At 67.9% G+C, this 24,246-nt stretch carries 23 protein-coding genes; 11 read left to right on the plus strand and 12 right to left on the minus strand.

Annotated elements, in window-relative coordinates; translation table 11 throughout:
- Positions 1 to 8 precede the first annotated feature (8 nt).
- From pstA to EPN51_RS19480, 5 genes are all read right to left on the minus strand, one after another.
- Entirely contained in the window at positions 9 to 923 is a 915-nt protein-coding gene (pstA, locus tag EPN51_RS19460; protein WP_293045569.1) for a phosphate ABC transporter permease PstA, read from the minus strand.
- Positions 920 to 1,963 (minus strand): phosphate ABC transporter permease subunit PstC, encoded by a 1,044-nt coding sequence (gene pstC / locus EPN51_RS19465; RefSeq protein ID WP_293045571.1) that lies wholly within the window; start codon positions 1,961 to 1,963, stop codon positions 920 to 922. The genes pstA and pstC overlap by 4 nt, the downstream gene beginning before the upstream one ends.
- A gap of 51 nt (positions 1,964 to 2,014) precedes the next feature.
- Complete coding sequence (gene pstS, locus EPN51_RS19470; protein WP_293045574.1) at positions 2,015 to 3,139, minus strand: phosphate ABC transporter substrate-binding protein PstS; 1,125 nt, start codon at positions 3,137 to 3,139, stop codon at positions 2,015 to 2,017.
- Between the two features lie 167 nt (positions 3,140 to 3,306).
- The gene (gene mshD, locus EPN51_RS19475; RefSeq protein ID WP_293045576.1) at positions 3,307 to 4,236 is read right to left on the minus strand and encodes a mycothiol synthase; all 930 of its coding nucleotides are present in this window, start codon (positions 4,234 to 4,236) and stop codon (positions 3,307 to 3,309) included.
- Positions 4,233 to 5,015, minus strand: a complete 783-nt coding sequence (locus tag EPN51_RS19480) for a response regulator transcription factor (protein WP_293045578.1) — start codon at positions 5,013 to 5,015, stop codon at positions 4,233 to 4,235. The genes mshD and EPN51_RS19480 overlap by 4 nt, the downstream gene beginning before the upstream one ends.
- A gap of 168 nt (positions 5,016 to 5,183) precedes the next feature.
- Between EPN51_RS19480 and lmeA the strand changes: the two genes are divergently transcribed.
- The 8 genes from lmeA (at position 5,184) to EPN51_RS19520 (ending at position 13,393) form a co-directional block, all read left to right on the plus strand.
- A complete protein-coding gene (gene lmeA / locus EPN51_RS19485) occupies positions 5,184 to 5,996 on the plus strand; it encodes a mannan chain length control protein LmeA (protein WP_293045767.1) in 813 nt (270 codons plus the stop codon).
- A gap of 49 nt (positions 5,997 to 6,045) precedes the next feature.
- On the plus strand, positions 6,046 to 6,468 hold the full coding sequence (locus EPN51_RS19490; RefSeq protein ID WP_293045580.1) for a thioredoxin family protein: 423 nt from the start codon (positions 6,046 to 6,048) through the stop codon (positions 6,466 to 6,468).
- A gap of 223 nt (positions 6,469 to 6,691) precedes the next feature.
- The gene (locus EPN51_RS19495; RefSeq protein ID WP_293045583.1) at positions 6,692 to 7,162 is read left to right on the plus strand and encodes a DUF4395 domain-containing protein; all 471 of its coding nucleotides are present in this window, start codon (positions 6,692 to 6,694) and stop codon (positions 7,160 to 7,162) included.
- A gap of 37 nt (positions 7,163 to 7,199) precedes the next feature.
- A complete protein-coding gene (locus tag EPN51_RS19500) occupies positions 7,200 to 8,033 on the plus strand; it encodes a sulfurtransferase (RefSeq protein ID WP_293045586.1) in 834 nt (277 codons plus the stop codon).
- A gap of 1 nt (position 8,034) precedes the next feature.
- Positions 8,035 to 8,337, plus strand: coding sequence for a DUF1416 domain-containing protein (locus tag EPN51_RS19505; protein ID WP_008263909.1), 303 nt, complete (start codon positions 8,035 to 8,037; stop codon positions 8,335 to 8,337).
- Positions 8,338 to 8,614: 277 nt separating this feature from the next.
- Positions 8,615 to 9,223, plus strand: a complete 609-nt coding sequence (locus tag EPN51_RS19510) for an FABP family protein (protein ID WP_293045770.1) — start codon at positions 8,615 to 8,617, stop codon at positions 9,221 to 9,223.
- Between the two features lie 120 nt (positions 9,224 to 9,343).
- A complete protein-coding gene (locus tag EPN51_RS19515; protein ID WP_293045627.1) occupies positions 9,344 to 11,689 on the plus strand; it encodes a hypothetical protein in 2,346 nt (781 codons plus the stop codon).
- A gap of 144 nt (positions 11,690 to 11,833) precedes the next feature.
- Positions 11,834 to 13,393, plus strand: coding sequence for a sensor domain-containing protein (locus EPN51_RS19520; protein WP_293045630.1), 1,560 nt, complete (start codon positions 11,834 to 11,836; stop codon positions 13,391 to 13,393).
- Between the two features lie 243 nt (positions 13,394 to 13,636).
- Here the strand turns inward: EPN51_RS19520 and EPN51_RS19525 are convergent, their stop codons facing one another.
- On the minus strand, positions 13,637 to 14,506 hold the full coding sequence (locus EPN51_RS19525) for an aminodeoxychorismate lyase (RefSeq protein WP_293045773.1): 870 nt from the start codon (positions 14,504 to 14,506) through the stop codon (positions 13,637 to 13,639).
- 131 nt (positions 14,507 to 14,637) lie between these two features.
- Between EPN51_RS19525 and EPN51_RS19530 the strand changes: the two genes are divergently transcribed.
- Complete coding sequence (locus EPN51_RS19530; protein WP_293045632.1) at positions 14,638 to 15,732, plus strand: folate-binding protein YgfZ; 1,095 nt, start codon at positions 14,638 to 14,640, stop codon at positions 15,730 to 15,732.
- Between the two features lie 146 nt (positions 15,733 to 15,878).
- The gene (locus EPN51_RS19535; RefSeq protein ID WP_293045635.1) at positions 15,879 to 16,064 is read left to right on the plus strand and encodes a DUF3073 domain-containing protein; all 186 of its coding nucleotides are present in this window, start codon (positions 15,879 to 15,881) and stop codon (positions 16,062 to 16,064) included.
- Between the two features lie 67 nt (positions 16,065 to 16,131).
- On the opposite strand, the gene purM is transcribed toward EPN51_RS19535, so the two are convergent.
- From purM to EPN51_RS19565, 6 genes are all read right to left on the minus strand, one after another.
- Complete coding sequence (gene purM / locus EPN51_RS19540) at positions 16,132 to 17,226, minus strand: phosphoribosylformylglycinamidine cyclo-ligase (protein ID WP_293045638.1); 1,095 nt, start codon at positions 17,224 to 17,226, stop codon at positions 16,132 to 16,134.
- A gap of 66 nt (positions 17,227 to 17,292) precedes the next feature.
- Positions 17,293 to 18,819, minus strand: a complete 1,527-nt coding sequence (purF, locus tag EPN51_RS19545) for an amidophosphoribosyltransferase (protein WP_293045641.1) — start codon at positions 18,817 to 18,819, stop codon at positions 17,293 to 17,295.
- Between the two features lie 137 nt (positions 18,820 to 18,956).
- Positions 18,957 to 19,346, minus strand: a complete 390-nt coding sequence (locus EPN51_RS19550) for a sterol carrier family protein (RefSeq protein ID WP_293045644.1) — start codon at positions 19,344 to 19,346, stop codon at positions 18,957 to 18,959.
- A 34-nt stretch (positions 19,347 to 19,380) separates the two neighbouring features.
- The gene (locus EPN51_RS19555) at positions 19,381 to 20,019 is read right to left on the minus strand and encodes a type II CAAX endopeptidase family protein (RefSeq protein ID WP_293045647.1); all 639 of its coding nucleotides are present in this window, start codon (positions 20,017 to 20,019) and stop codon (positions 19,381 to 19,383) included.
- A 19-nt stretch (positions 20,020 to 20,038) separates the two neighbouring features.
- On the minus strand, positions 20,039 to 22,348 hold the full coding sequence (purL, locus tag EPN51_RS19560; protein ID WP_293045650.1) for a phosphoribosylformylglycinamidine synthase subunit PurL: 2,310 nt from the start codon (positions 22,346 to 22,348) through the stop codon (positions 20,039 to 20,041).
- A gap of 57 nt (positions 22,349 to 22,405) precedes the next feature.
- Entirely contained in the window at positions 22,406 to 23,479 is a 1,074-nt protein-coding gene (locus tag EPN51_RS19565) for a phosphotransferase (RefSeq protein ID WP_293045653.1), read from the minus strand.
- Positions 23,480 to 23,630: 151 nt separating this feature from the next.
- On the opposite strand from EPN51_RS19565, the gene EPN51_RS19570 reads away from it, so the two are divergent.
- Positions 23,631 to 24,245: a TetR/AcrR family transcriptional regulator gene (locus EPN51_RS19570; RefSeq protein WP_293045655.1), complete on the plus strand. Its 615-nt coding sequence runs from the start codon at positions 23,631 to 23,633 to the stop codon at positions 24,243 to 24,245.
- The last annotated feature ends 1 nt before the right edge of the window (position 24,246 follow it).

Below are 24,246 nucleotides of genomic sequence, written 5' to 3' on the forward strand. Positions count from 1 at the left end.
ACTCCTGCCTAAGACTTTCTGACGCCAAGGAATTTCGCTATCACTCGGGCCACGACATTGATCGTGGCGATCACCAGGATGAGGGTTAACGCAGCACCCCACAACCGATCCGTGGGGATGGGGTTGAGGCCTGCGCCGGCCGACGTCTGGTTGAACATCATGCCAGGCAGCGTCCCCATGAAGCCGCTGAAGATATTAAAGTTCATCGACTGGGCATAACCGACCAGGATCAGCAGCGGCGCCGTCTCCCCCATCACCCTGGCCATCGCCAGCAAGATCCCGGTGACGATGCCGGACACCCCGGTGGGGATCACCACCCGCACGATGGTCTTCCACTTCGTGATGCCCAGCGCATAACTGGCCTCGCGGAGATCCATCGGGACGATCCGCAACATTTCCTCCGTCGCGCGCACGATCACCGGGAGCATCAACAAGACGAGCGCCAGCGACACCGCGAACTCGGACCGGGGAAGGCCCAGCGTGGCAACACACAACGCATAGATGAACAACGCCGCCACGATCGAGGGCACCCCGCTCAGGATGTCCACCATGAACGAGACCATCCGTCCCAGCGCGGTACCGCCGCCGTATTCGACCAGATAGATCGCGACCATGAGACCGATCGGGATGGAGATGACAGCGCACACCAATCCCTGCAGCACGGTGCCGACCAGTGCGTGGTAGGCGCCCCCACCGGTCACGAAGGCCGTCGTTCCGGATTGCGAGTGCGACCACCATACGGTGGACGTGACCGCCTTGAATCCCTTGACGACCACCGACCACAGCACCATCACCAACGGCGCCACGGCCACCAGCAACGCCAGTGAAACAAGTGCGGTCGCAACACGATTCGTGATCCGACGGCGAAGCGTAACTGGTGAGAACGTCCGCGACTTGAGCGGGCGGTCCAGCATCGAAGTCATCGGACGCCCCTTCGGCCGGCGCCGGCGACGGCGCCCCGGGCCAGGGCGTCGACCAGGAAGGTGAGCACGAAGAGCGTCAGCCCCGCGGCGATGTACGCGCCGGTCTTGAATCGGTCGTCGAATTCCGCCGCGGCACCCGCGATCGTGGTGGCGAAGGTGGAGCCGCCGTCGAACAGTGACCAGCCGAACGCCGACTGGGTGCCCCGCAGAATGATCAGCAGCGCGACCGTCTCGCCCAGCGCGCGGCCCAGCCCCAGCATCCCGCCGCTGATGTACCCCGACCGCCCGAACGGCAGCGTGACGGTCTTCACCACTTCCCACCGGGTGGCCCCGAGCGCCAGGGCGGCCTCGATTTGGTCCTGCGGTGTCTGGACGAACACTTCGCGGGTGACGGCGGTGATGATCGGCAGAATCATCACCGCCAAGACGATGCCGCCGGTGAAGATGGTGCCGCCACCGGTAGCCGACGCGTTGCCGTCGGCGAACAGGAAGCACCAGCCCATCGAGCGGTTGAGCCAGGTGGCGAGTGGGCGCAGCTGCGGCGCCAAAACATACAGACCCCAGGCGCCATAGATGATCGAGGGCACCGCGGCCAGCAGGTCGACCGCGTAGGCCAGCGGTGTGGTGACCCACCGCGGTGCGTACTGCGTGACGAAAAGGGCGACGCCCAGGGCGACCGGCATGGCCAAGGTCAACGCGAACAGCGACACGAACACGGTGACCGGCAGCAGGCCGGCAATCCCGAAGTGCATCGCCGAGGTGTCGGTGGTGACCCAGTTACCGCCGTAGCTGAAAAAGTTTTCGCGATTCCGCTGCAACGCCGGTGCCGCCCGCCCGGACAGGAACACGGCGATCGCGGCGATCACGACGATGATCAGCACGCCCGAGGCCTGCGCCAGCCAGCGGAATGCCCGGTCGCCCACATGGGGTCGCCCCTGGCCCCAGGGGCTGGTGGGCGTCGTCGCCGACTCGGGGAACGGCGCGGCCAGGACGGCGCCCGAACCCGCGTCGATCGGGTTTGGCCCTGAAAACCCCGTCACTGCGATCCCGCCACAGTTCTGCTGCCGCTCCTTGAACCCCGACTCACTGGGTCACCGCAGCGCATTGATCGCTGCAACCAGTCGTTCCTTGACCATATCGGGCAGCGGAATGTAGCCGGCCGACGTAAGTTCGGCCTGCCCACTGGTGGCCGCTACGGAGAGGAACGATTTGATTGCCGCGGCGGTCTCCGCGTCGTAGCCCTTGGAGCAAACGATCTCGTAGGTGGCGAGCACCAACGGGTAAACGCCCGGTTCCTGTGAGGCGTACATGGCGTTGAGGTCGAGCACCAGGTCGTTTCCATCGCCGAGGAATCTGGCTGCCTTGATGGCGTTTCCGGCCGTGTCGTTGGTAAGCGGAATCACGCCGCCGCGGGTCGCGATTTTGGCATAGGACACGCCGGCCTGGTCGGCGAAGCCCTTCTCGACGTATCCGATGGCACCCGCAATTGCCCGCACCGCCTGAATGACGCCGGCCGACTTCGCGGCGCCCTCGCCGACGCCTCCCTGGAATTCCGTGCCGACCCCCTTGGCCCAGCTCTGCGGTGCGGCGGCGGTCAGATACTTTTGCACGTTGTCGGTGGTTCCCGACGAGTCGGATCGGTAGATCGGCGTGATCCTGGTGTCGGGCAGCGCCACACCGGGATTGAGGGCGGCCAGGACGGGGTCGTTCCAGGTGCTTATCTTGCCGGTGAAAATCTTGGCCACTACGTCACTGCTGACCACCAGGGCCGGATTTCCCGGCAGGTTGTACGCGATCGCGATCGGCCCGAACACCAGCGGCAGGTCCCACGCCGGGTTCCCGCCACAGCGGTTGGCGGCGGGGCCGATCTGTTCGGCGACCAAGGGAGAGTCCGCTCCCGCGAAATCCACGTGCCCGGCGATGAACTGCTCGCGGCCGGCGCCCGACCCGGTCGGGTTGTAGGCCAGGCCCTTGCCCGGGCAGTACTGGCCCCACACCTGGTTGAAGACCGTGATCGCATTCTCTTGAGCGGTCGAGCCTTCCGCCGTCAGCGTGTTCTTGCCACCGCACCCGGCGGTTCCGGTGCCGCCGGTGATGCTGGGCGCCGTGGCCCCACGGCGGTTTTCATCGCTGCCGCAGGCGGTCAGCGCTGTGGCGCTCAGTGCCGTCGCCAACGCTACCGCCGCCAGCGCCCTGCCCTGCCTGTCGAGCTTCACCGATCTCGCTTTCTTGACAACGTTTTCGGACGCATCCGGGCGCCGCTGGCCATCTGTCTTTCAGGTTGCCAAGTCGCGGCGAAAATATGCGCCAGCGCGGCGCACGGCAACGTCTCGGTAGCAAGCACCAGGTTAACGATCCGGGCGGATGCCGCTCCGACCCGCGGTCAGTTCGCGGCGGGTACTACCGCGTATGCGGTGTCGACGCTGTAGGTGGTGAAGCCCAAACGCTGGTAGGTGCGCACCGCGGCGACGTTGTCCGACTCGACGTAAAGCATCACGGTGGGGTCGGCGGCATCGGCCAGCCGGCGCGCCAGCCATTCGATACCGACGGCGGTCAACGCCTGTCCCAGGCCGCGGCCCTGCGCCGACGGATCGACGGCTACGACGTACACCTCCCCCAAGCCGGGCCGATCGAGATGCACTTTCGTCCAGTGAAAACCCAGCAGCCTGCCGCGCTCATCGTCCTCGGAGTCGTCGAACGCGAGAAACAAGCCCGTCGGGTCGAACCACGGTTCGTCGCGCCGTTCCGCCAGCTCGACGTCGGTCCAGCCGCCCTGCTCGGGGTGGTAGGCGAACGCGGCGTTGTTGACGCGCAGCAGCTCGGCGTCATCGGCCGTACCCGCATAGGTGCGAATCCGCACCCCGGGCACCGAGGGCACACTGTCGGGAAGATCGCGCAGCGAACGGCGCATCTGCATCAGTTCCCGCATGGGCGCCAGGCCCAGCGCGGACGCAGCCGCCCGGGCGGGCTCGAGCGTGCCGTGCGCCCAGAATCGGTTGCCTGCACCGGTTCTGGCCAACGCCGCACGAACCAGTGCGGCCCCGATACCGCGCCGGCGGGCCTGTGGGTGCACCACGAGTTCCGCCATCGCGGTGTCCCCGTCGCGCGGCGGGCTGAGATTGAGATAACCGATGATTGCGTCGGCCTCGACCGTCGTGATCAGCAGGTGCTCCGTGCGGTCGTGCCCGAGCTCGCGCAGCACCTGTTCACCGACAGGTGCTACCCCGTCGAATTCCGTTGCCGCACCGACAAGTTCGCGCACACCCTGCTGTTCTTCGGCGGTCAGCGTCCGGCGCCAGTCAGACGAGCTCACTGAGTATGCAACGGATCGACCAGCGGATCTTGGACATCGCCGGAGTCGGAATCGGAATCGGCACCCTCGGCGGCGTCGGCGTCGTCGGGCTCCGCGGCCGGCGTGCGGCCGCGCGCCGGCCGGACGGCCTTGTAGCCCACGTTGCGGACCGTGCCGATCAGGGCCTCGTGCTCGGGGCCGAGTTTGGCCCGTAGCCGACGTACATGCACATCGACGGTGCGTGTGCCGCCGAAGAAGTCGTATCCCCACACCTCATGGAGCAACTGCGCCCGCGTGAACACCCTCCCGGCGTGCTGAGCCAGGTATTTGAGCAACTCGAATTCTTTGTAGGTGAGATCGAGCGGGCGGCCCCGCAACCGGGCGGTGTAGGTGCCTTCGTCGATCACCAACTCGCCCAAGCTCACCTTGCCGGCGCTTTCCTGGTCCGCGAGCCCGACGCGACGGCCGACCACCAGCCGCAACCTCGCGTCGATCTCTGCGGGCCCGGTGGTGGGCAGCAGGATCTCGTCCAGACCCCAGTCGGCACTGACGGCCACCAGCCCGCCTTCGCTCACCACGGCCAACACGGGAATCGACCGGCCGGCCGTGCTCAGCAGGCGGCACAGCCCGCGCGCCGACGACAAATCGGTGCGCGCGTCCACGATCACGGCGTCCGCCGCCCCGGCCTCGAGCAGCGAGGCTGGTTCTGGCGGCGCCGTCCGAACGGCATGCGGAAGCAGCGACAACGAGGGCAGGACCGGATCGGGATGCAGCTCCGAGGTCAGCAGTAAAAGCTCCAACTAGTCCCTCCAGCTCGGGGGAACGGCATCTCCCAAATTCACCGCGCCATCACGCGTTAGTTACCAGGGCATCAACGATAACGTGTCACCTGGCTTTTTCGCGTGGTAGACGAGCCACTGTGAGCCCTGCCAGGGGCGATCCGGCGGCGTCGGGGGTTACGCCACAATATCCGGGTGCGCAAGATGCTGATTGCTGTGACCGCGACGGCGACCCTGCTGGCCGTGGTCGCCCTCGGCGCGATCGCTGTCGACTACGGCACCAGCATCTATGCCGAATACCGGTTGTCGACCAACGTGCGTAAAGCGGCCAATCTGGACAGCGACCCATTCGTGGCCATCGTGGCGTTTCCCTTTATTCCGCAGGCCATGCGCGGCAACTACAACCAGTTGGAGATCAAGGCCAACGCCGTCGAACACGCCATGACCGGCAGGGCCACCCTCGAAGCCACCATGTACTCGGTAGACCTCACGCATGCGTCCTGGCTGGTCAGTCCCGATGCGAAGCTCGCCGTGGACAAATTGGAGAGCCGGATCATCATCGACTCGACGCACCTGGGCCGATACCTGGGCATCAGCGATCTGATGGTGGAGGCCCCGCCCACGGAAACCAACACCGCCACCGGCGGTGTCACCGCGTCGGGCATCTCGGACAGCCACGGACTGGTGTTCACCGGCACGCCCAAATCGGCCGGCTTCGATCGTCGGGTCAGCGTCTCGGTCGACCTTTCCATCGCCCCCGATGACCCGGCGACGTTGGTGTTCACCCCCACCGGCATCCTCACCGGTCCGGACACCGCCGACCAGACCGTCCCGGCCGACAAGCAGGACACCGTGCTGCACGCCTTCCGCGGCAGGCTTCCCGATCAGCGGCTCCCCTTCGGTGTCACGCCCACCACCGAGGGTGCGCGGGGCTCCGACGTCATCATCGAGGGCATCTCCCATGGAGTAACCGTGACCCTGGACGGGTTTAAACGGTCATGACGCACGCTGACGACACCGCCGAGCGCGACGATGGCCGGATGTGGCGCCGATGACGACCGTCATCGTGGTGACCGTCGCGGCCCTCGCCGCGGCGACCCTGGCCGGCTGGCTGTTGACCCGCCGCTCCGGCAGCCTCCGGGAAGTCGGTTCCGAACCGGATCAGGACACCGCCGGCGACATCGCAGCGCTGGGGCTTTCCCGCAGCGGACCGACCGTCGTGCACTTCAGCGCCCCGTGGTGTGGGCCGTGCGACCGGGTCCGCCGGGTCGTTGACCAGGTCTGCGACGACCTCGGCCAGGTGGCCCACGTCGAGGTCGATCTGGACGCCAATCCGGACACGGCACGCCGTTATTCGGTGCTGTCCCTGCCCACCACCTTGATCTTCGACGTCGACGGGCGGCAGCGATACCGGACGTCTGGAGTGCCCAGCGCCGCCGACCTGCGGTCCGCCCTGCAACCGCTGTTGGCTTGACCACGGTGTCATTGGGTAAGCTGACCGACGTGTCAGCCCGCCTCGAGCCCATGCTCACCAAGCGTCGCGCAGTTGAGCTGCGCCGCACCACGGGCTGTTGTTGTTGCTGTTGCTGCTGAGTAGCCGCGCTTTCGCGTAGCACTCGGAGCGGGCCCGGATCCCGACCGTGGCGCCTCTCCCATCGTCATTTCCATGAGCAACAGGCGTTTCGAGGAGTAATACCTTGCCGAGCAGCAACACCACCACGCAGCCCGACCTCGTCGACGTGCGTGGACCACGCTTCGCCGCCTGGGTGACCACCGCAGTCTTGGTGCTGGCGCTGATCGTGTCCGCGGTCAGCCCGCCGGCGGCGGCGGCGATGCTGGCTGTCCAGGCCGTCATCTTCGCCATCGGTGCCACCGGTGGGCCGCGCAAGCACCCCTATGGCCGGGTATTCGCCACCCTCGTCGCGCCCCGGCTCGGGCCGGTGCAGGATCGCGAACCGACCGCGCCACTGAAGTTCGCCCAACTCGTCGGCCTGATCTTCGCGCTCTGGGGAAGCGCCGGATTCGCGATGGGTGCTTTCCTGGTCGGCGTCATCGCCACCGCGGCCGCCGTGGCTGCCGCGTTCCTCAACGCGGCCTTCGGCATCTGCCTGGGCTGCCGGCTCTACCCGCTGGTGGCCCGCTTCCGACGCCCCGCGCGTCCCAGCTGACCTGCTGTAACCAAAAGTGATTGAAAGGATCCATTCCATGGCACGCTCCGACGTCCTGGTCTCCACCGACTGGGCTGAGAGCAATCTCGCCGCCTCAGGCGTCGTCTTCGTCGAAGTCGACGAGGACACCAGCGCTTACAACGCCGGTCACATCCCCGGCGCGATCAAGCTGGACTGGCGCTCCGATTTGCAGGACCCGGTCAAACGCGACTTCGTCGACGCTCAGCAGTTCTCGAAACTGCTCAGCGAACGGGGCATCTCCAATGACGACACCGTGATCCTCTACGGCGGCAACAACAACTGGTTCGCCGCCTACGCGTACTGGTATTTCAAGCTGTACGGCCACGACAAGGTCAAGCTGCTCGACGGCGGGCGCAAAAAATGGGAGCTCGACGGTCGCGCCCTGTCCAGCGACACCGTCAGCAGACCGGCGACCTCGTACACGGCGACCGCGCCGGACAACAGCATCAGGGCGTTCCGCGACGACGTCATCGCCGCCATCAACGTCAAGAACCTGGTCGACGTGCGCTCCCCCGACGAGTTCTCCGGCAAGATCCTGGCGCCCGCGCACCTGCCGCAGGAACAAAGCCAGCGGCCCGGCCACATCCCGGGCGCTATCAACGTGCCGTGGAGCAAGGCCGCCAACGAGGACGGCACCTTCAAGTCCGACGAGGAGCTGGCCAAGCTGTACGCCGCCGCCGGCCTGGATGGAAGTAAAGAAACGATCGCCTACTGCCGCATCGGTGAGCGGTCGTCGCACACCTGGTTCGTTCTCTACGAATTGCTCGGGCACCGGAATGTCAAGAACTACGACGGCAGTTGGACGGAATACGGCTCCCTGGTGGGGGCCCCGATCGAGTTGGGAAGCTGATATGTGCTCTGCACCGAAGCAAGGACTGACGTTGCCCGCCAGCGTCGACCTGGAGAAGGAAACGGTGATCACCGGCCGTGTCGTGGATGGCGATGGCCAGGCAGTCGGTGGCGCGTTCGTCCGCTTGCTGGACTCGTCGGACGAGTTCACCGCCGAGGTGGTGGCGTCGGCTACCGGTGACTTCCGGTTCTTCGCCGCACCGGGATCCTGGACGCTGCGCGCGCTGTCGGCGGCCGGTAACGGGAACGCCGTGGTGACACCGTCGGGTGCCGGCATCCACGAGGTCGACGTCAAGATCGCCTGATCGACCAGCTGCCCCGACCGGAACGCGGCGGGACGAATAGACTTGTCCCCGTGGTGCTGTTCTTCGAGATCATGCTGGTTGCCTCGGTCGTGGTGATTTCATGGTTCGCCCTCTACACGCTCTACCGGCTCATCACTGACGAGTCGTGACCCGCGCCGACGACGATCCAGAGCGCAGCGATGGGGAGGAGCGGCGCAAGTTGCCCCCGGCCGGCGACGATCCATTGAGTTCCGCCGGCGACGATCCGTTGAGTTCCGCCGGCTCCGGCGACCGGGCAATGGCCGCCGCCGCTGAGCGCGCCAAGGTGACCGCCGGCCGCAACATCCCGTCCTTCGACGACCTGCCCCTTCCCGCCGACACCGCCAACCTGCGGGAGGGCGCCGACCTCAGTGATGCGTTGCTGGCGCTGCTGCCGCTGGTCGGCGTCTGGCGCGGCGAAGGTGAAGGCCGCGGGCATCACGGCGACTACCGGTTCGGTCAGCAGATCGTGGTCTCACACGACGGCGGCGACTACCTCAATTGGGAAGCCCGCTCCTGGCGGCTGAGCGAGACGGGGGCTTACCAGGAGCGCGATTTACGCGAGACCGGGTTCTGGCGCTTTGTCAGCGATCCCGACGACCCCAGCGAATCCAACGCGATCGAACTGCTGTTGGCGCATTCGGCGGGCTATGTCGAATTGTTCTACGGGCGTCCGCGCACCCAATCGTCGTGGGAGCTGGTGACCGACGCGCTGGCCCGCAGCAGGTCCGGCGTCCTGGTCGGCGGCGCCAAGCGGCTCTACGGCATCGTCGAAGACGGCGACCTCGCCTACGTCGAGGAACGGGTGGACGCCGACGGCGGCCTGGTGCCGCATCTCTCGGCGCGGCTGTCGCGGTTCGCCGGCTAGCAACCGGCCCGCGGGCGACCTTTCTGCGTGTACTGTTCGACCTCCGAGCATCCGGGGGCGACGACATGCCGGGAAGGGAGGTCGGATCGGATGCGTCCCGCGCGGTCACCTTCGCCCGTTGTGCGGTGGACGGTCTCCGGGGCCGCCCTGCTCCTGATCCTCTATCTGGCCGTCCTGGATCTGGCGCCCTCGATCATCGATGCACTGCCGCCCGCGCTCGGCTGGTTCGGCCGGCCCGGCTCGATGCCGACGCTGGCGATCGTCGTCGCCGTGCTGATCGCGGCGTGCGTACTGACCTTCCGATCGGACACCAGCCACCGGGTGGTGGGGGTTTCGTTCACCGTGATTGCGGTGCTCGTCAGCATGACCGCGGTGTTGGGGCTGAGCTCCTACTGGGGATGCCACGACGCCAACCACCCGGCCTTCTTCACCCCGCTGATGGCGACGGCCAGTCTGGTCAAGGGCGGCACCGGCGACTTCTCGGTGGGCGGGCGGACCTGCCCCAATCCCACGCCGGTCGGGCTGGAACTGGCCCGAATCGCGGCGCTGGCCGCGATCTTCACCGGCCTGGGCGGCGTCGTGGTGGGCGTGTTCCGGTCGCAGGTGGACCGGCTGCGGGCCAACCTCGCCGATTCCGTCACGGCCATCGTCGGTGTCGATGCCGACACCCAATCGATGATCAGCGCGGTGGCGCGGACGCTGGACCGGCGCAGCACCCTGGTCGCGATCACCGGCGCCAGTGACGACCGCGTGGCGCGGGCCCGCAGGCAGGGCGCCCGGGTGGTGCTGGTGGACTTCAACACCCCGTCCACATTGGTTTCACTTCGATTGTGGCGCAACCTATCTCGGCTTTACCTGATGGCGCCCGACCCGGCGGTCAACCTGTTGTGGCTGGACCTGATCGGTCGCCGGCTTTCCGAGGTCGCCCACAAGCGGCGGTTGCCCCTCATCGTGCGCATGGACGACCCGTGGCTGGCGCAAGCGTGGCGCGCCCAACAGTTCGGCGGGTCCGACACCCGATGGGCGGCCGACGTTGTCGGCAAATACGAGGTGACGGCGGGCCGACTCCTCGATGCCGTCGTCGCAACGCGACGCATTGAGCGGGTGTTCGTTTGCGGCACTTCGCAACTCACCCTGGCGCTGTGCGCGAACCTGACCCAACGCGCCCTGGAACGCGACTTCTACACCCCGCCCGACGCGGCGCCATTGCCGGCGCTGACCCTGGTCGGGACGGACGCCGAGGATTACTTGCGCGATCACGAATTCCACCGTCGGCAAGCCGGATTCGCATCGGAGGGCCCGACGATCGACGCGGTAGCCGAGGCGCCGACCGTGCCGACGATGCTGAAGCTGATCGACGCGGCCGGCGCCGCCACCAGCGCGGTGATTTTCGTGGACGCCCATGCCGCGACAACCGCCGCCCGGCTGGCCGCCCGCTTCCCCGAGATGCCCATTCACGCCTCGGATCTCAATACCAGCATCAGCGACGACTCGATCCAGGTGGTCGGCCAATTGCAGTCCTACTCGCTGGTGCTGGACACCCAGGAGGGCCTGGTCCAGGACGCGTGGGAACGCGCGGCGCGGCTGATCCACGAGCGCTACGTCTCGACGATCGACCCGACGGCGCCGCGCTCCCCCGCCGCGATGCCATGGGCCGAACTCAACGAGTTCTACCGCGGCTCCAACCGGCGCCAGGTGCGCAACGCGCTGTGGATGGTCGAGCAGATCGCCGGGCACACCTGGAATACCTGGGGCAGCCCGCCGGCGCAGCTGTCCGGACGTGATATGGCGGGCCTGGCGCCGGTGGAACAGTTGGCGTTGATGGGCTTCGATGAGCACGCGGCGATGAGCATGGCTCAGGCGGAGCACGAGGACTGGTGTCGCTACTATCGCCACCACGGCTGGAAGTACGGTTCGCCGCGCGACGACGCGCGCAAGATCCACGACAAACTCCTCGACTGGCCCGCGATCGAAAGCGACCCGGATCTGCTCAACGCCGCGGTTCGAAGTTTGGCGGGCACACTGTGGAGCTTGCGGCAGTTGGGCTTTCGCTCCCGCCCCCTGTGGCAATCCTTCACCCGGGTGGGCACGGTCGCCGCGGAGCAACGCAACACCGCGTGGACGTGGGCGTCGGATTCCGGCCACACCATGCGCGCCGACGCCGGCGACTGGGCGATCGCCGAGGACGGCAAGGTGTGGTCGGTCCGCGACGACATTTTCCGCGACGCCTACGAGCCCGCGGGCGATGGTCGGTGGCGCCGGAAGGGGCGGGTTCAAGCACGCCCGGCGCAGCCCGGCGAGACCATCAACACCCTGGAAGGCCAGACGGCGGCGGCCGACGGCGACTGGGTCGTGCGCGGGCAGGGCGGCGAGCAATGGCCGGTTCCCGCCGAGGAATTCGCGCGACGCTACGCCGAAATCCACCCGTCCGAAGAAGTCCCGGTTCTCGAGGGCGGCGATGGCTAGGGTGCTGGCTCACCGCCGACCCCAAATGGCAGTTCATTTGCACCCTCTGCCAGGGCCCAACACTGATACCGTATCGGCGCACGTGCAATAGCCGGATCAAAGGATTTCGCCCGAGTGAGTTAGTTCGCACCCAAGGAGACTTCGATGGCGATCTTCATCAGCTACTCGAGCCAAGACAGGTCGACGGTCGACGCCCTGACGACCGCGCTCCGGCGCGGACAGCAACAGGTTTGGTTCGACCAAGAGCTCGGCGGCGGCGATTCCTGGTGGAACAAGATCTTGGAGCAGATCCGCTCGTGCGATGTGTTCATCGTCGCGCTGTCGAACAACTGGCTGCAGTCCAAGCCCAGTCAGGTCGAGTTGCGCTACGCGAGGGCATTGAACCGGCCGATCCTGCCGGTCCGCATCGGCGACGTGGACAGCATGCGCGTGAATCCCCTTGCCGCATTGCAGATCATCGATTACTGCGAACCGACCGTCGACGCCGGTATTCAATTGGTCACCGCGGTGCACGCGCTGCGCGCCAAACCCGTGCCGTTGCCGGATCCGCTCCCCGAAGAGCCGCCGGTGCCGTTCGGTTACATCACGCGGTTGGGCAACACCCTCGCCGAAAAGGAACTCAGCCCGCAACAGCAGACGCAACTGCTGATCGAACTCCGGTCCGGACTCGATGAGGACGGTGACGACCCCAGCGCTCGCGGCGACATCGGCCAACTGCTGCGCATGCTGCGCCTGCGCCACGACGTCACCTACCGCACCCGGACCGAGATCGACAACGTGCTGGCCGAAATCGAAGCCAAAAACAGTGCTGCGGGAACTCCAGCGGACGCCGACGCTGCCTTGGCATCGGCGCCGACCGCGAAAAGGCCGTCCGGCCCAACACCATCGGACGGATTGTCGACCGCGGCGCCGCCCGCGGGGCCCAGTCGTGCGGCCGCCTCGGGCGGCGGATCAAACAAGAGGTTGATGATCATCGGTGGCGCCGCCGTCGCGGCGATCGCCGCAATAGCGATCGTGGTCGTTTTGGCGACGCAGGGCGGCAAAACCAAGGCGCCCAAGGTCGACGCGGCCTCGGGGCCAAACGCAGGTTCGGTACCCGCCGCCGGGTCGGCACCGGGTGCGGGCAATGAATCGAACAGCTCGAAGCTGGACTCGTATCTGCTCGGCCCCGCCGAGGTCGCCGCCAGCATCGGCGACCAGGACATGGTGGTCGCCGAGAAGGCCGCCCAGCTTCGTAACTTGAGGGCCACCCTGTCCAACCCGGATTGCAAGGGCGCGTACGAACCCATCGAAGACTCGGCCTACAAGGGGGCGGACGGCGTCACCGCGGTCAGCGGCCAGGCCGTGCACACCGCCGGCCCGAATCCGCCGCACCGCGTGTACGAATCCGTCGTCGCGTTCTCGTCGCCGGAGAAGGCCACCGCGTTCGTGCAGGCATCGGCGGGCAAGTGGAAAGCGTGCGCCGGGCAATCGATCACGGTGAGCTTCAACGGCAAGTCGTCGGGATGGACGTTCGGTGATGTCACCGGCGTTCCGCCGAAGATCTACCAGCAGAGGACTCAGGCCGATGGCACCCGGGTCTGCCACCATGCGTTGCACGCGGTATCCAGCGTGGTCGTCGACCTGTTGGTGTGCGGGCCCGATGCCGGCACCGGACAGGCCGGCAAACTCGCCGGGCAGATCGCCGCGAAGGTGGGCCAGTAACGGCTACAGACATGGAGCGGCCCCCGAGCCATACTCCAGGTCGGACAAAAACCGGAAGCTCGGGGGCCGGGTGACTGCGGGGAATTCGCCAGCGCGTGTGTATCGCCAGCTCTTCCGAGCCGATGCAGCTAGCGCGCAGCCACCTCACATGTCCATGAAGCTATCAATTTCTCGGACCACCTCCTTCCTTGTGTACGGCCGACCGTACCCGCGAATCGGTGCGCCGACTACAGAATTCAGCGCTCAGCGATCGCTGACGATCGCGGCGTCGACCAGTTCGGTGAATTCCGCCGCCATCGGCGACCGCGACAGCGGGCGGCCATCGAGGGTATGCACTCGGGCGGCCAAAGTCATGCTCGAGATCAGCCAAACACCTTGGGCAGCAATCAGATCCGCGACACGCAGCGCCCGATAGTCGCAGTCGTAGCCCTTGGATCTGGCCACCTCGAACAGCGCCTGCTGCGTGGTGCCGCGCAGAATCGGATACCACGGCGGGGGCGTCAGCAGGCATGGATTGCCGTCCGATACATCGGAGTCGGTGGCGATCACCACGGTCGAGCGCGGGCCTTCCAGCACATAGCCGTCGGTGCTGACGAAGATGACGTCACCGGCATCCCGGCGGGCCGCGTGACGCAGGGCCGCCATATTCACCGCGTAGGACAGGGTCTTGGCGCCGGCCAGCAGCCACGGCATCGTGTCGACACCCGTGGCGGGCAGCCCGCGATCGAGCGTGACCGCCGCCAGTCCGTCACGTCGGACCACGCTCACTCGTTCGGGAACGCCGTTGACCATCACATACGCCGTCGGCACCGAACCGCCCTCCCGGCCGCGGCTGTAGATCAACCGCATCGCGCCTTCGTCGCCAGTGCCCGCGCACCACTGCCGGGTGGCCACCTCGATCGCGCTTCGCCAACGCGGCAGATCCGGCTCGGGCAGATCGGTCAGCGCGGCCGACTGGGTCAGCCGTTGCAAGTGCGACTCGATCAGACAGGCTCTGCCGTCGCGCACCAACAGCGTCTCGAAGACACCGTCGCCGCGTAGCGCCGCCAGGTCGTCGGCGTGCAACAGCGGCGCATCCGGCGAATGCCGTTCGCCGTCCAGCGTGATGATCACACCCGTCTGGCCGGCCATGGAGGCAAAGCCTATCCAATGCCGAGCTTCACACTGCCCGCACACTCGGCGACCAGTGTGAAGTCTGCTTCACACGCTCGCTGGCCGCGTGCACCGGAACGTAGAGTTGACGTGTGAGCCACCCCGTTTCCGCACCCGATACCGGACCCGACGCCGGCGCCGTCTGGCATTACGGCGATCCGCTGGGCGAACAGCGCGCCGCCGAAACCGGCGCGATAGTGGTCGACCGCTCGCACCGGGGCGTGCTCACCTTGACCGGTAACGACCGGCAGACCTGGTTGCACAGCATCTCGACGCAGCACGTCAGCAGCCTCCCCGACGGCGCCTGCACGCAGAATCTCAGCCTCGACGGCCAGGGGCGCGTCGAGGATCACTGGATCCAGACCGAACTGGCAGGGACCACCTACCTCGATACCGAACCGTGGCGCGCTGAGCCGCTGCTCGAATACCTGCGCAAGATGGTGTTCTGGTCCGACGTCACCCTGAGCGGCGCCGATCTGGCGGTGCTCTCGTTGCTCGGGCCGCGGCTGGCCGACCAGGCGATCATCGACGCGCTCGGAGTGGACGCGCTGCCCGCCGAGCTGACCGCGGTTCCCACCGGCGGGGGCTTCGTGCGGCGGATGCCGGGCACGCCCGCCGGCCCGATCGAACTGGACCTGGTGGTTCCGCGCGCCGAGGCCGGTGACTGGCGAAACCGGTTGTCGCAGGCCGGGGTGCGGCCCAGCGGCGTGTGGGCGTATGAAGCCCATCGCGTCGCGGCCGTGCGGCCCCGGCTGGGCATCGACACCGATGAACGCACGATTCCGCATGAGGTGGGGTGGATCGGTGGGCCCGGCGACGGCGCCGTCCACCTGGACAAGGGCTGTTACCGCGGGCAGGAGACCGTCGCGCGGGTGCACAACCTGGGTAGACCACCCCGGGTGTTGGCCTTGCTGCACCTCGACGGTTCGGTGGAACGGCCGTCGACGGGTGATCCGGTGCTGGCCGGTGGTCGGACGATCGGCCGCCTCGGGACCGTGGTCGACCACGTCGATCTCGGGCCGATAGCGCTGGCGCTCCTCAAGCGCGGGCTGCCCGCCGAGACGGAATTGGCGACCGGTCCGGAGGCGGCGGTGGCCGCGGTGATCGATATCGATTCCCTGCCTCCCGCCGAGCAGATCGGCGCCGGCCGGCTGGCCGTTGAACGGTTGCGGGGCGGTGCGAGATAATGAACGGTAACGTCCGCCACAGCGAGCAGGGGGCGCCAACGCCCGGTGGCGAGGCACGGTAAACTGTCGGCAGGACAAAACGACACCAGGAGATCGGAGCCGCCTACTCGTTAGGCCGCTCCGTTATTGCGCGAGGGGGTTCCCCCATGGGCCGCGGCCGGGCTAAGGCGAAGCAGACCAAGGTTGCTCGAGAACTCAAATACAGTTCTCCGCAGACCGACTTCCAGCGGCTTCAGCGCGAGCTGTCAGGATCGGATTCCGACGAATCCAACGCACTGGACAACGACGGCGCCGACGAATCCTGGGACGACCAGGACAACTGGCGGCGCTAGAACCAACGCCCCGGCGCCGATGCCCAGTGCATCGGCGCCGCGTCTGTTCTGCTGAGGTGCGGGCTGCTCAGAATCTCGGGTGCTGACCGACGAGTTTGGCCCGCGGGCCTGCCTTTCCGCCTTTGCCGACGGTGCCCAGCACCCAGGAGTCCAGGTGCCGTGCGGTCAGGATGGCCAGGGCGCGGTCGGTATCTTCGGGAGCCACGACGGCGATCATGCCGACGCCCATGTTGAACGTCTTCTCCATCTCTTCCCGCGTCACCCGGCCGCGCTGGGCGATCATGGCGAACACGGGCGCGGGCGTCCAGGTGCCGCGGTCCATTTCGGCGACCAGCCCGTGCGGGATGACGCGTGCCAGGTTTCCGGCCAGTCCACCACCGGTGACGTGGCAAAAGGTGCGGACGTGCGTTTCGGCGGCCAGCGCCAGGCAATCCTTGGCATAGATGCGGGTGGGTTCGAGCAGCTCTTCACCGAGGGTGCGGCCGAACTCCTCGACGTAGCCTTCGAGGTTCATCCGGTCGATCTCGAGTAGCACCGTGCGGGCCAGCGAATATCCGTTGGAGTGCAGGCCCGACGCGCCCATCGCGATGATGACGTCACCGGGTTTGACCCGATCGGGTCCCAGCACGTCGTCGGCCTCGACGACACCGATGCCGGTGGCCGAAATGTCGTAGTGGTCCGGTTCCATCAGGCCCGGGTGTTCGGCCGTCTCGCCGCCGAGCAGCGCGCAGCCGGCCCGTACACAACCTTCGGCGATACCGCTGACGATGGCGCTCAAGCGTTCCGGCACCGTCCGGCCGACAGCGATGTAGTCCTGCAGGAACAGCGGCTCGGCGCCACACACCACAAGGTCGTCGACCACCATCGCCACCAGGTCCAGCCCGACGGTGTCGTGCTTGTCCATCGCCTGAGCGACCGCCAGCTTGGTACCGACGCCATCGGTGGAGGCCGCGAGTAGCGGCTCGCGGTAGTCGCCGCGTAGCGCGAACAAGCCGGCGAATCCGCCCAAGCCGCCCCGCACCTCGGGTCGCGTGGCTTTTGTCGCCAGCGGCTTGAACAATTCGACGGCGCGATCGCCGGCGTCAATGTCCACCCCGGCCGACGCGTAGGTGATGCCCTGACTGCCTGAGTGGCGTGTGGGGCTCTTTCCGGGATCCGTCATCGCGATAAAGGCTACCGGGCGGCGCCGACCGCCGGTATCAAACGTCGGCGAAGAAGCGCAACCGAGTCAGTGCACGACCGGCACTTCGTCGGGCGCGAGATCGTCGAGTCCGACGCCGCGGGCCGCATTGGCGAGCATGTGCTCGATGACGTTCTTGCCCAACGCGGTCTCCCCGGGCAGTTCGATCGGATACTGGCCGTCGAAGCAGGCGGTGCACAGCCGCGAGGCCGGCTGCTCGGAGGCCGCGACCAGGCCCCGCAGCGAGATGTAGCCCAGCGAGTCGGCACCGATGGCGTGGCGTACCGCCTCGAGCATCTCCTTTTTGTCCTCGACCGCATTGGCGATCAATTCGGCCGGCGACGGGAAGTCGATGCCGTAGAAGCAGGGCCATTTGACCGGGGGCGACGCGATACGCACGTGCACTTCGACGGCGCCGGCCTCGCGCAGCATCCGCAACAGGGCGCGCTGGGTGTTGCCGCGCACGATCGAGTCGTCGACAACGATGAGGCGCTTGCCGCGGATCACCTCGCGAAGCGGGTTGAGCTTCAGCCGGATACCGAGCTGGCGGATGGTCTGCGACGGCTGGATGAAGGTGCGCCCGACGTAGGCGTTCTTCATCAGTCCCTGCCCGTAGGGGATGCCCGACTCCTGCGCGTATCCGACGGCGGCGGGGGTGCCCGACTCGGGCACGCCGATCACCAGGTCGGCTTCCACGGGGCGTTCACGGGCCAACCGGCGACCGATCTCCACCCTGGTCGCGTGCACGGACCGGCCGGCGATCGTGCTGTCCGGCCGCGCCAGGTACACGTACTCGAAGATGCAGCCCTTGGGGGTGGGGTTGGCGAAACGCGTGGAGCGCACCCCGTCGGCGTCGATCGCCAGCAATTCGCCCGGCTCGATGTCGCGGACGAACGAGGCGCCGACGATATCGAGCGCCGCTGTTTCGGAGGCCACCACCCACCCGCGGTCCAGCCGTCCGAGCGAAAGTGGCCGCACCCCATGCGGATCACGGCACGCGTAGAGCGTGTTCTCGTCCATGAAGGTCAAACAGAACGCGCCGCGCACGGTCGGCAGCAGATCCAGCGCCGCCTGCTCCAACGTGGAGTCGGCCGCGCCGTGCGCCAGCAGTGCGCCCAAGATGTCCGAGTCCGTGGTCGCCGGCGCCGGACAGCGGCGGGCGATCAGCCCCGCGTCGCGGGCGCGGGCGGCCAGGTCGGCGGTATTGACCAGATTCCCGTTGTGCCCCAAGGCAACCCCGGTGCCGGCCGCCGTGTTGCGGAACACTGGCTGGGCATTTTCCCAGGTCGTGTCACCCGTGGTCGAGTAACGGCAGTGCCCGATGGCGACGTGGCCCGGCATCGCCGCCAGCGTCTGCTCGTCGAACACCTGGCTGACCAGACCCAAGTCCTTGAAGACCAGCACCTGGGATCCGTCGGCGACGGCGATACCGGCGGCTTCCTGGCCGCGATGCTGCAGCGCGTACAAGCCGTAATAGGTGAGTTTGGCGACGTCCTCGCCCGGGGCCCAGACCCCGAATACGCCGCATTCCTCACGGGGCGCGTTGAAGTCCTCTTCGGGTTCTTGGACGGTCACGATTCGGCGGCTCCCCGGGGAACGGTTGGTGACGGTAGGAAGTCTACGGGCACGAGGGCCGCGCCGCCGAATCCGCCAGGCGTGTTGAGCGACGAAATACCCGCCCGAAACCCTAAACCTGCAGTTCAGGGTTGCATTCAGCCCACATCGAACAGGGGTAGGCAGTGGTCAATCTCACCGGCCCGGGAGCCGGAAAGGCGCAGCGTGCCGGTGCCCTTCGCGTCGGCGAACGACAACTTCCCCGTGGCCAGCAACAGCCAGGTCCGCGGATCGGTCTCCACCACATTGGGCGGTGTGCCGCGGGTGTGCGTGGGCCCGGCGACGCACTGCACCGCGACGAACGGCGGAATCCGCAGCTCCACGCTTCGTCCAGGCGCCACCGCGGCCAGGGTGCGGGCGGTGAGCCGCACGGCCGTCGCCAATTCGCCGCGGCCGGGCGCCGGCGCGGATTCGTCCCCCAACCATTCCGCGACGGCCAACACCGCCTCCCGGGTCTTGGCCGGATCGGCCCTTTCGCGCGGCGCCATACCCCAGGGTCTCAAAACCACGCACCCGCGTCGCTCAGCGGCCCCAGCGGTTGGGCGACCTCGCAGCCAGCACGGCGATGGCGCCGGCCTCGTTGATGGCCAGGTGCGCCAGCATCGGCGCGGCGAGGCTGCCGGAACGGTCGGCCAGCCAACCGAACAGCCAGCCGCCGATTCCGGTGACCAGCACGGTGGCCGCCACGGGCTCACCGGTGGCACGTGCATCGGGGATGTGCGAGAGGCCAAAAGCGGTGGCTTGCAACAACCTTCCACCGTGTCTACCGAACGCGGCGGTGCCGACGATGGCCAGCGCCGCGCGAAAGGCGGACTCCTCGGGCCAGACGGTGCCAAGGGGTATCCGCACCAGCAGCCAGTCCGGCACGGTCGCGGGCGGTTCCCGGACGGCCATCGATTGGCGCACCGGCGCCAACAGGGTTGTCGCGGCGACCGTGCTCGCCGCCGAGAACGCGGCCGCCGACCCCAGCCGCAGCCCGGCCCACAGCCGGGGCGGACCCAGGCCCAGCGGGGCCCGCGTCACCAACACCAGCGCACCGCCCATCCCGGCCTGCAGCAGTACCCGCCACGAGGCCGGCAGCCGCGGGCCGGCGAAGCTCCAGCCGACCAGGGTGGCGGCCAACAACACGGCGGAAGTCGGACGAAAATGCCTGGCGGACATCAGGATTCGCTGCCGGCACTCATCCGAAGAGCCGCGGCAGCACCGCCTCGGAAGTCTCACGCAGTTCGGCCAGGGAGACCGTGAACAGCCCCTGGACCTCGACGGCGCCGGAGGCCTGGTCGACGACACCGATGCGCACCGCCGGCAGTCCCCGCGCCTCGCACATCGAACGGAACCGGCTCTCCTCGGTGCGCGGGACCGCCACCAGCACGCGGCCCGCCGACTCGGAGAACAACGTCACGAAGGGATCGGCACCCTCGGGAAGCACGATGCGACAACCGGTTTCACCCGCCAGGGCGGCCTCGACGACGGCTTGGGCCAGGCCGCCCTCGGACAGGTCGTGCGCCGCGGACACCAGGCCGTCCCGTGACGCGGAGCGCAACACCTCGGCCAGCAGCTTTTCGCGGTCCAGGTCGACTGTGGGCGGCAGCCCGCCCAGGTGATCGGCGGTGACCTGCGCCCACACCGAGCCGTCGAACTCGTCGCGCGTATCGCCAAGCAGCAGCAGGGTTTCCCCCGGCTCGGTGCCCAGGCCGGTGGGGATGCGCCGGGCGACGTCATCGATGACGCCGAGGACCCCGACCACCGGGGTGGGCAGGATCGCCGCCGACCCGGTTTGGTTGTAGAAGCTGACGTTGCCGCCGGTCACCGGAATCCCCAGGGCCGCACAGCCTTCGGCGAGGCCCCGGACCGCCTGCGCGAACTGCCACATCACGCCGGGGTCTTCGGGTGAGCCGAAGTTCAGGCAGTTGGTCACCGCGACCGGGGTGGCGCCGGTGACCGCGACGTTGCGGTAGGCCTCGGCCAGGGCGAGCTGGGCACCGGCGTACGGATCCAGTTTGGTGTAGCGGCCGGACGCGTCGGTCGACAGGGCGATGCCGCGGCCGGTGGACTCGTCGACGCGGAGCACGCCGCCATCGGCGTGCTCGGCCAGCACGGTGTTGCCCCGCACGTACCGGTCGTACTGCTCGGTGATGAACGCGCGGCTGCACAGGTGCGGGCTCCCCAGCAGCGCAAGCAAAGTGGCGCGCAGTTCGTCGCCCGTGGCCGGTCGCGGCAGCCGCGTCGAGGTGTCCTCGTTCAAGGCGTCCTGCGTGTCGGGGCGAGCGACCGGACGCTGGTACACCGGACCCTCGTGGGCGACGGTGCGCGGCGGCACGTCGACGACGGTCCGACCGTGCCAGGTGATCCGCAGCCTGTCACCGTCGGTGACCTCGCCGATCACGGTGGCCAGCACGTCCCACTTGCGGCACACCGCCATGAAAGCGTCGACGTTCTCCGGGGTGACCACCGCGCACATCCGCTCCTGGGACTCGCTGCACAGGATCTCCGCGGGGGTCATCTGGGTGGTGCGCAACGGGACCGTCTCGAGCCGGATTGCCATTCCGCCGTCGCCGGCCGACGCCAATTCCGAAGTGGCACAAGATAATCCGGCGCCACCCAAGTCCTGTATGCCGACCACCAGGTGACCGGCGTACAGCTCGAGGCAGCACTCGATGAGCACCTTCTCCATGAACGGGTCGCCGACCTGCACCGAGGGCAGCTTTTTGCGCGAGTTCTCGGCCCCCCCATCAGCGCTGAAGGTGTCCGACGCCAGCACCGACACCCCGCCGATGCCGTCCAGCCCGGTGCGGGCTCCGAACAGGATGATCTTGTTGCCGGCGCCCGAGGCGAACGCCAGATGCAGGTCCTCCTGCCGCAGGACACCGACGCACATGGCGTTCACCAACGGGTTGCCGGCGTAGCACGCATCGAAGACGGTCTCGCCGCCGATGTTGGGCAAGCCCAGGGAGTTGCCGTAGCCGCCGATGCCGCGGACCACGCCGTCGAGCACGCGACGGGTGTCCGGCGCGTCGGCGGCGCCGAACCGCAGCTGGTCCATCACCGCGACCGGTCGCGCGCCCATCGCCATGATGTCGCGGACGATGCCGCCGACACCGGTGGCCGCCCCCTGGTAGGGCTCGACGTAGGAGGGGTGGTTGTGCGATTCCACTTTGAAGGTGACCGCCCAGCCGTCGCCGATGTCGACGACGCCGGCGTTCTCGCCGATGCCGGCCAGCATGCCGGCGCGCATCTCGTCGGTGGTGGTCTCGCCGAAGTAGCTCAGGTGCACCTTGGACGACTTGTAGGAGCAGTGTTCGCTCCACATCACCGAGTACATCGCCAGCTCGGTATCGGTGGGCCGGCGGCCAAGGATCTCGCGAATGCGCTGATATTCGTCGTCTTTGAGGCCCAGCTCACCAAACGGCTGCGGCTCGTCGGGGGTGGTGGCGGCGTGCTCGACGGTGTCGATCGCGTGGGTGCGCGCACTCGTCCCGGAGACAGTCACGGGACACAGTCTAGGGTGGGCACGCCCGGGGCGTCGGATGCCGACCGCCGCGCTGCGTCAGCCGGTGATCTCGGCCAGCGCCGCCGCGGTATCCAGGTCGGCGTAGGCGAACGAATACCGTTGGGCCAGCGCCAGAGCGATGTCGGGACGCTGCCACAGCTCCCCGGCGCTGGCGGTGCACAGCCACAAGGTCAGGCCGTGCGCCACCGAGGCCCGGTACCGCAACCAGACCTCGTCGGCGGTCGGCATCTCCGCTTTCGGCAGGCCGAGCGCACCGCGGTACTCCTCGACCAGATCGCGCTCGCTGCGACGGCGATCCTCGACGGTCAGGGCGCCCTGCAGGAAGTAGCCCACGTCTAGTGACCAGTTGCCGCGCCGGGCCACCTGCCAGTCGAGGAACCCCACCTCGTCGCCGGGCAGCAGGTAGGTGTTGCCGATGTGCGGATCGCCGTGCAGCAGGGTCTGCGGCGACGCGGTCAGCGTCCTGATGTAGGGCTTCCAGATCGATTCGATCAGCTTGTCGATGGTCAGCGAGGTCACCTGCTCGGGCGCGTCCGCTCCGAGGCGTTCGAGCGCGGCGGGAAGGGGCGCCATCTCCATGCCGTCCCAGGGCAGAAACGGCTCGAGCCATCCCAACGCGGGCTCGGCGAGCACCCGTTCGCCCCAGTACCGTCCGTGCATCCGGGCCAGGCCGCGCACGCCGGTGGCGACCTGCTCGACGGTCATCGGCCTGGTGGCATCGCGCGGGTCGGCACCGCGGGCGGCGAGGTCTTCCATGACCATCACGAAGTCGTAGGCGGCCTCGTCGATCAATGCGGCGTAGACGTGGGGGTGCTCGAGGGGTAGCGGGACCCCGCAGGTGAACAGCCGCGGCTCGTGGAACATGCCGCTGGTCATGCGGATCAGCTCTTTGTGGCCGGGGTCGGCGGCCTTGACGAACACCGACGCCGGTCCGCTGCCGTTGCGGTACGTCACTCCCAGGCGGGCGCGCCGATTGGTGCCGTCGTCGCGAACCTGGACGGTGACGGTGTCCACCTCGGCGCCGGGGTGGTCGGCGGCCAGCGCCGCCGACATCCACTGGGGCGTGATGTCATCCCAGGTCGTGGGGACCGACAGCGAGGGGGCGTTCATGGGTCGACTCCTTCGGCACGCGCGGCGGTTAGGAAACGACACGTATCGTTTCCTAGAATTATCCCCGTGAAGGTAACCCGAGCGCACGCCCGCATGCCAGCACCGAATCGGATCGCCCGCCCATCCGGCGCGGCCACCTAGGCTCGGCCCGGTGTCGGACGAGCGGGCCGGCCGGCCCCGTGACAGCCGGCTGCATCACGCGATCCTCGACGCCACCCGCGGGCTTCTGACCACCGGCGGCTACGCCGATTTGTCGATGGAAAGCGTCGCGGCGCGCGCCGGCGTGGGAAAGAAGACCCTCTACCGGCGCTGGCCATCGAAAGCGCCGCTGGTCGCCGAAGCCGTCCTGGAGGCATACGGCGGATCCGGATCGTTTCCCGTCGCCGCGACCGGAGATCTTCGCGCCGACCTACAGGCGTGGCTGCGCGAACATGCCGACTTCCTGGCCGAGCCGCCGAACGCCGCGTTGGTGCGGGCGCTCATCGCCGCGGCGGCGGCCCGCCCGGCCGACGGCGACGATCTCTACCGCCAGCTCAGCGCGCCTCAGCTGGCCGGCTTGATGACGCGACTTCGCCTGGCCGTCCAGGACGGGGAAGTGCGCGCCGATGCCGACCTCGACGCCATCGCCGAGGCGCTGATCGGCACAATGCTGTTTCGCGCGTTAACCCACCGGGGCGCAGGTGATTTCGTCGCGGAAGGATCCCGGCACTTTGACGGGCTGCTCGACGCGATACTGCACGGCGTGGCCAAGACGAAGACCGATTGAG

It is taken from the genome of Mycobacterium sp. (assembly GCF_004298145.1).
Taxonomy (GTDB): domain Bacteria; phylum Actinomycetota; class Actinomycetes; order Mycobacteriales; family Mycobacteriaceae; genus Mycobacterium.

Coding starts and splice junctions, on each gene's coding strand:
- pstA (WP_293045569.1), bottom strand. CDS start 923: ATGACTTCGATGCTGGACCGCCCGCTCAAGTCGCGGACGTTCTCACCA.
- EPN51_RS19490 (WP_293045580.1), top strand. CDS start 6,046: ATGACGACCGTCATCGTGGTGACCGTCGCGGCCCTCGCCGCGGCGACC.
- EPN51_RS19500 (WP_293045586.1), top strand. CDS start 7,200: ATGGCACGCTCCGACGTCCTGGTCTCCACCGACTGGGCTGAGAGCAAT.
- EPN51_RS19505 (WP_008263909.1), top strand. CDS start 8,035: ATGTGCTCTGCACCGAAGCAAGGACTGACGTTGCCCGCCAGCGTCGAC.
- EPN51_RS19510 (WP_293045770.1), top strand. CDS start 8,615: ATGGCCGCCGCCGCTGAGCGCGCCAAGGTGACCGCCGGCCGCAACATC.
- EPN51_RS19520 (WP_293045630.1), top strand. CDS start 11,834: ATGGCGATCTTCATCAGCTACTCGAGCCAAGACAGGTCGACGGTCGAC.
- EPN51_RS19535 (WP_293045635.1), top strand. CDS start 15,879: ATGGGCCGCGGCCGGGCTAAGGCGAAGCAGACCAAGGTTGCTCGAGAA.
- purM (WP_293045638.1), bottom strand. CDS start 17,226: ATGACGGATCCCGGAAAGAGCCCCACACGCCACTCAGGCAGTCAGGGC.
- EPN51_RS19550 (WP_293045644.1), bottom strand. CDS start 19,346: ATGGCGCCGCGCGAAAGGGCCGATCCGGCCAAGACCCGGGAGGCGGTG.
- EPN51_RS19555 (WP_293045647.1), bottom strand. CDS start 20,019: ATGTCCGCCAGGCATTTTCGTCCGACTTCCGCCGTGTTGTTGGCCGCC.
- EPN51_RS19565 (WP_293045653.1), bottom strand. CDS start 23,479: ATGAACGCCCCCTCGCTGTCGGTCCCCACGACCTGGGATGACATCACG.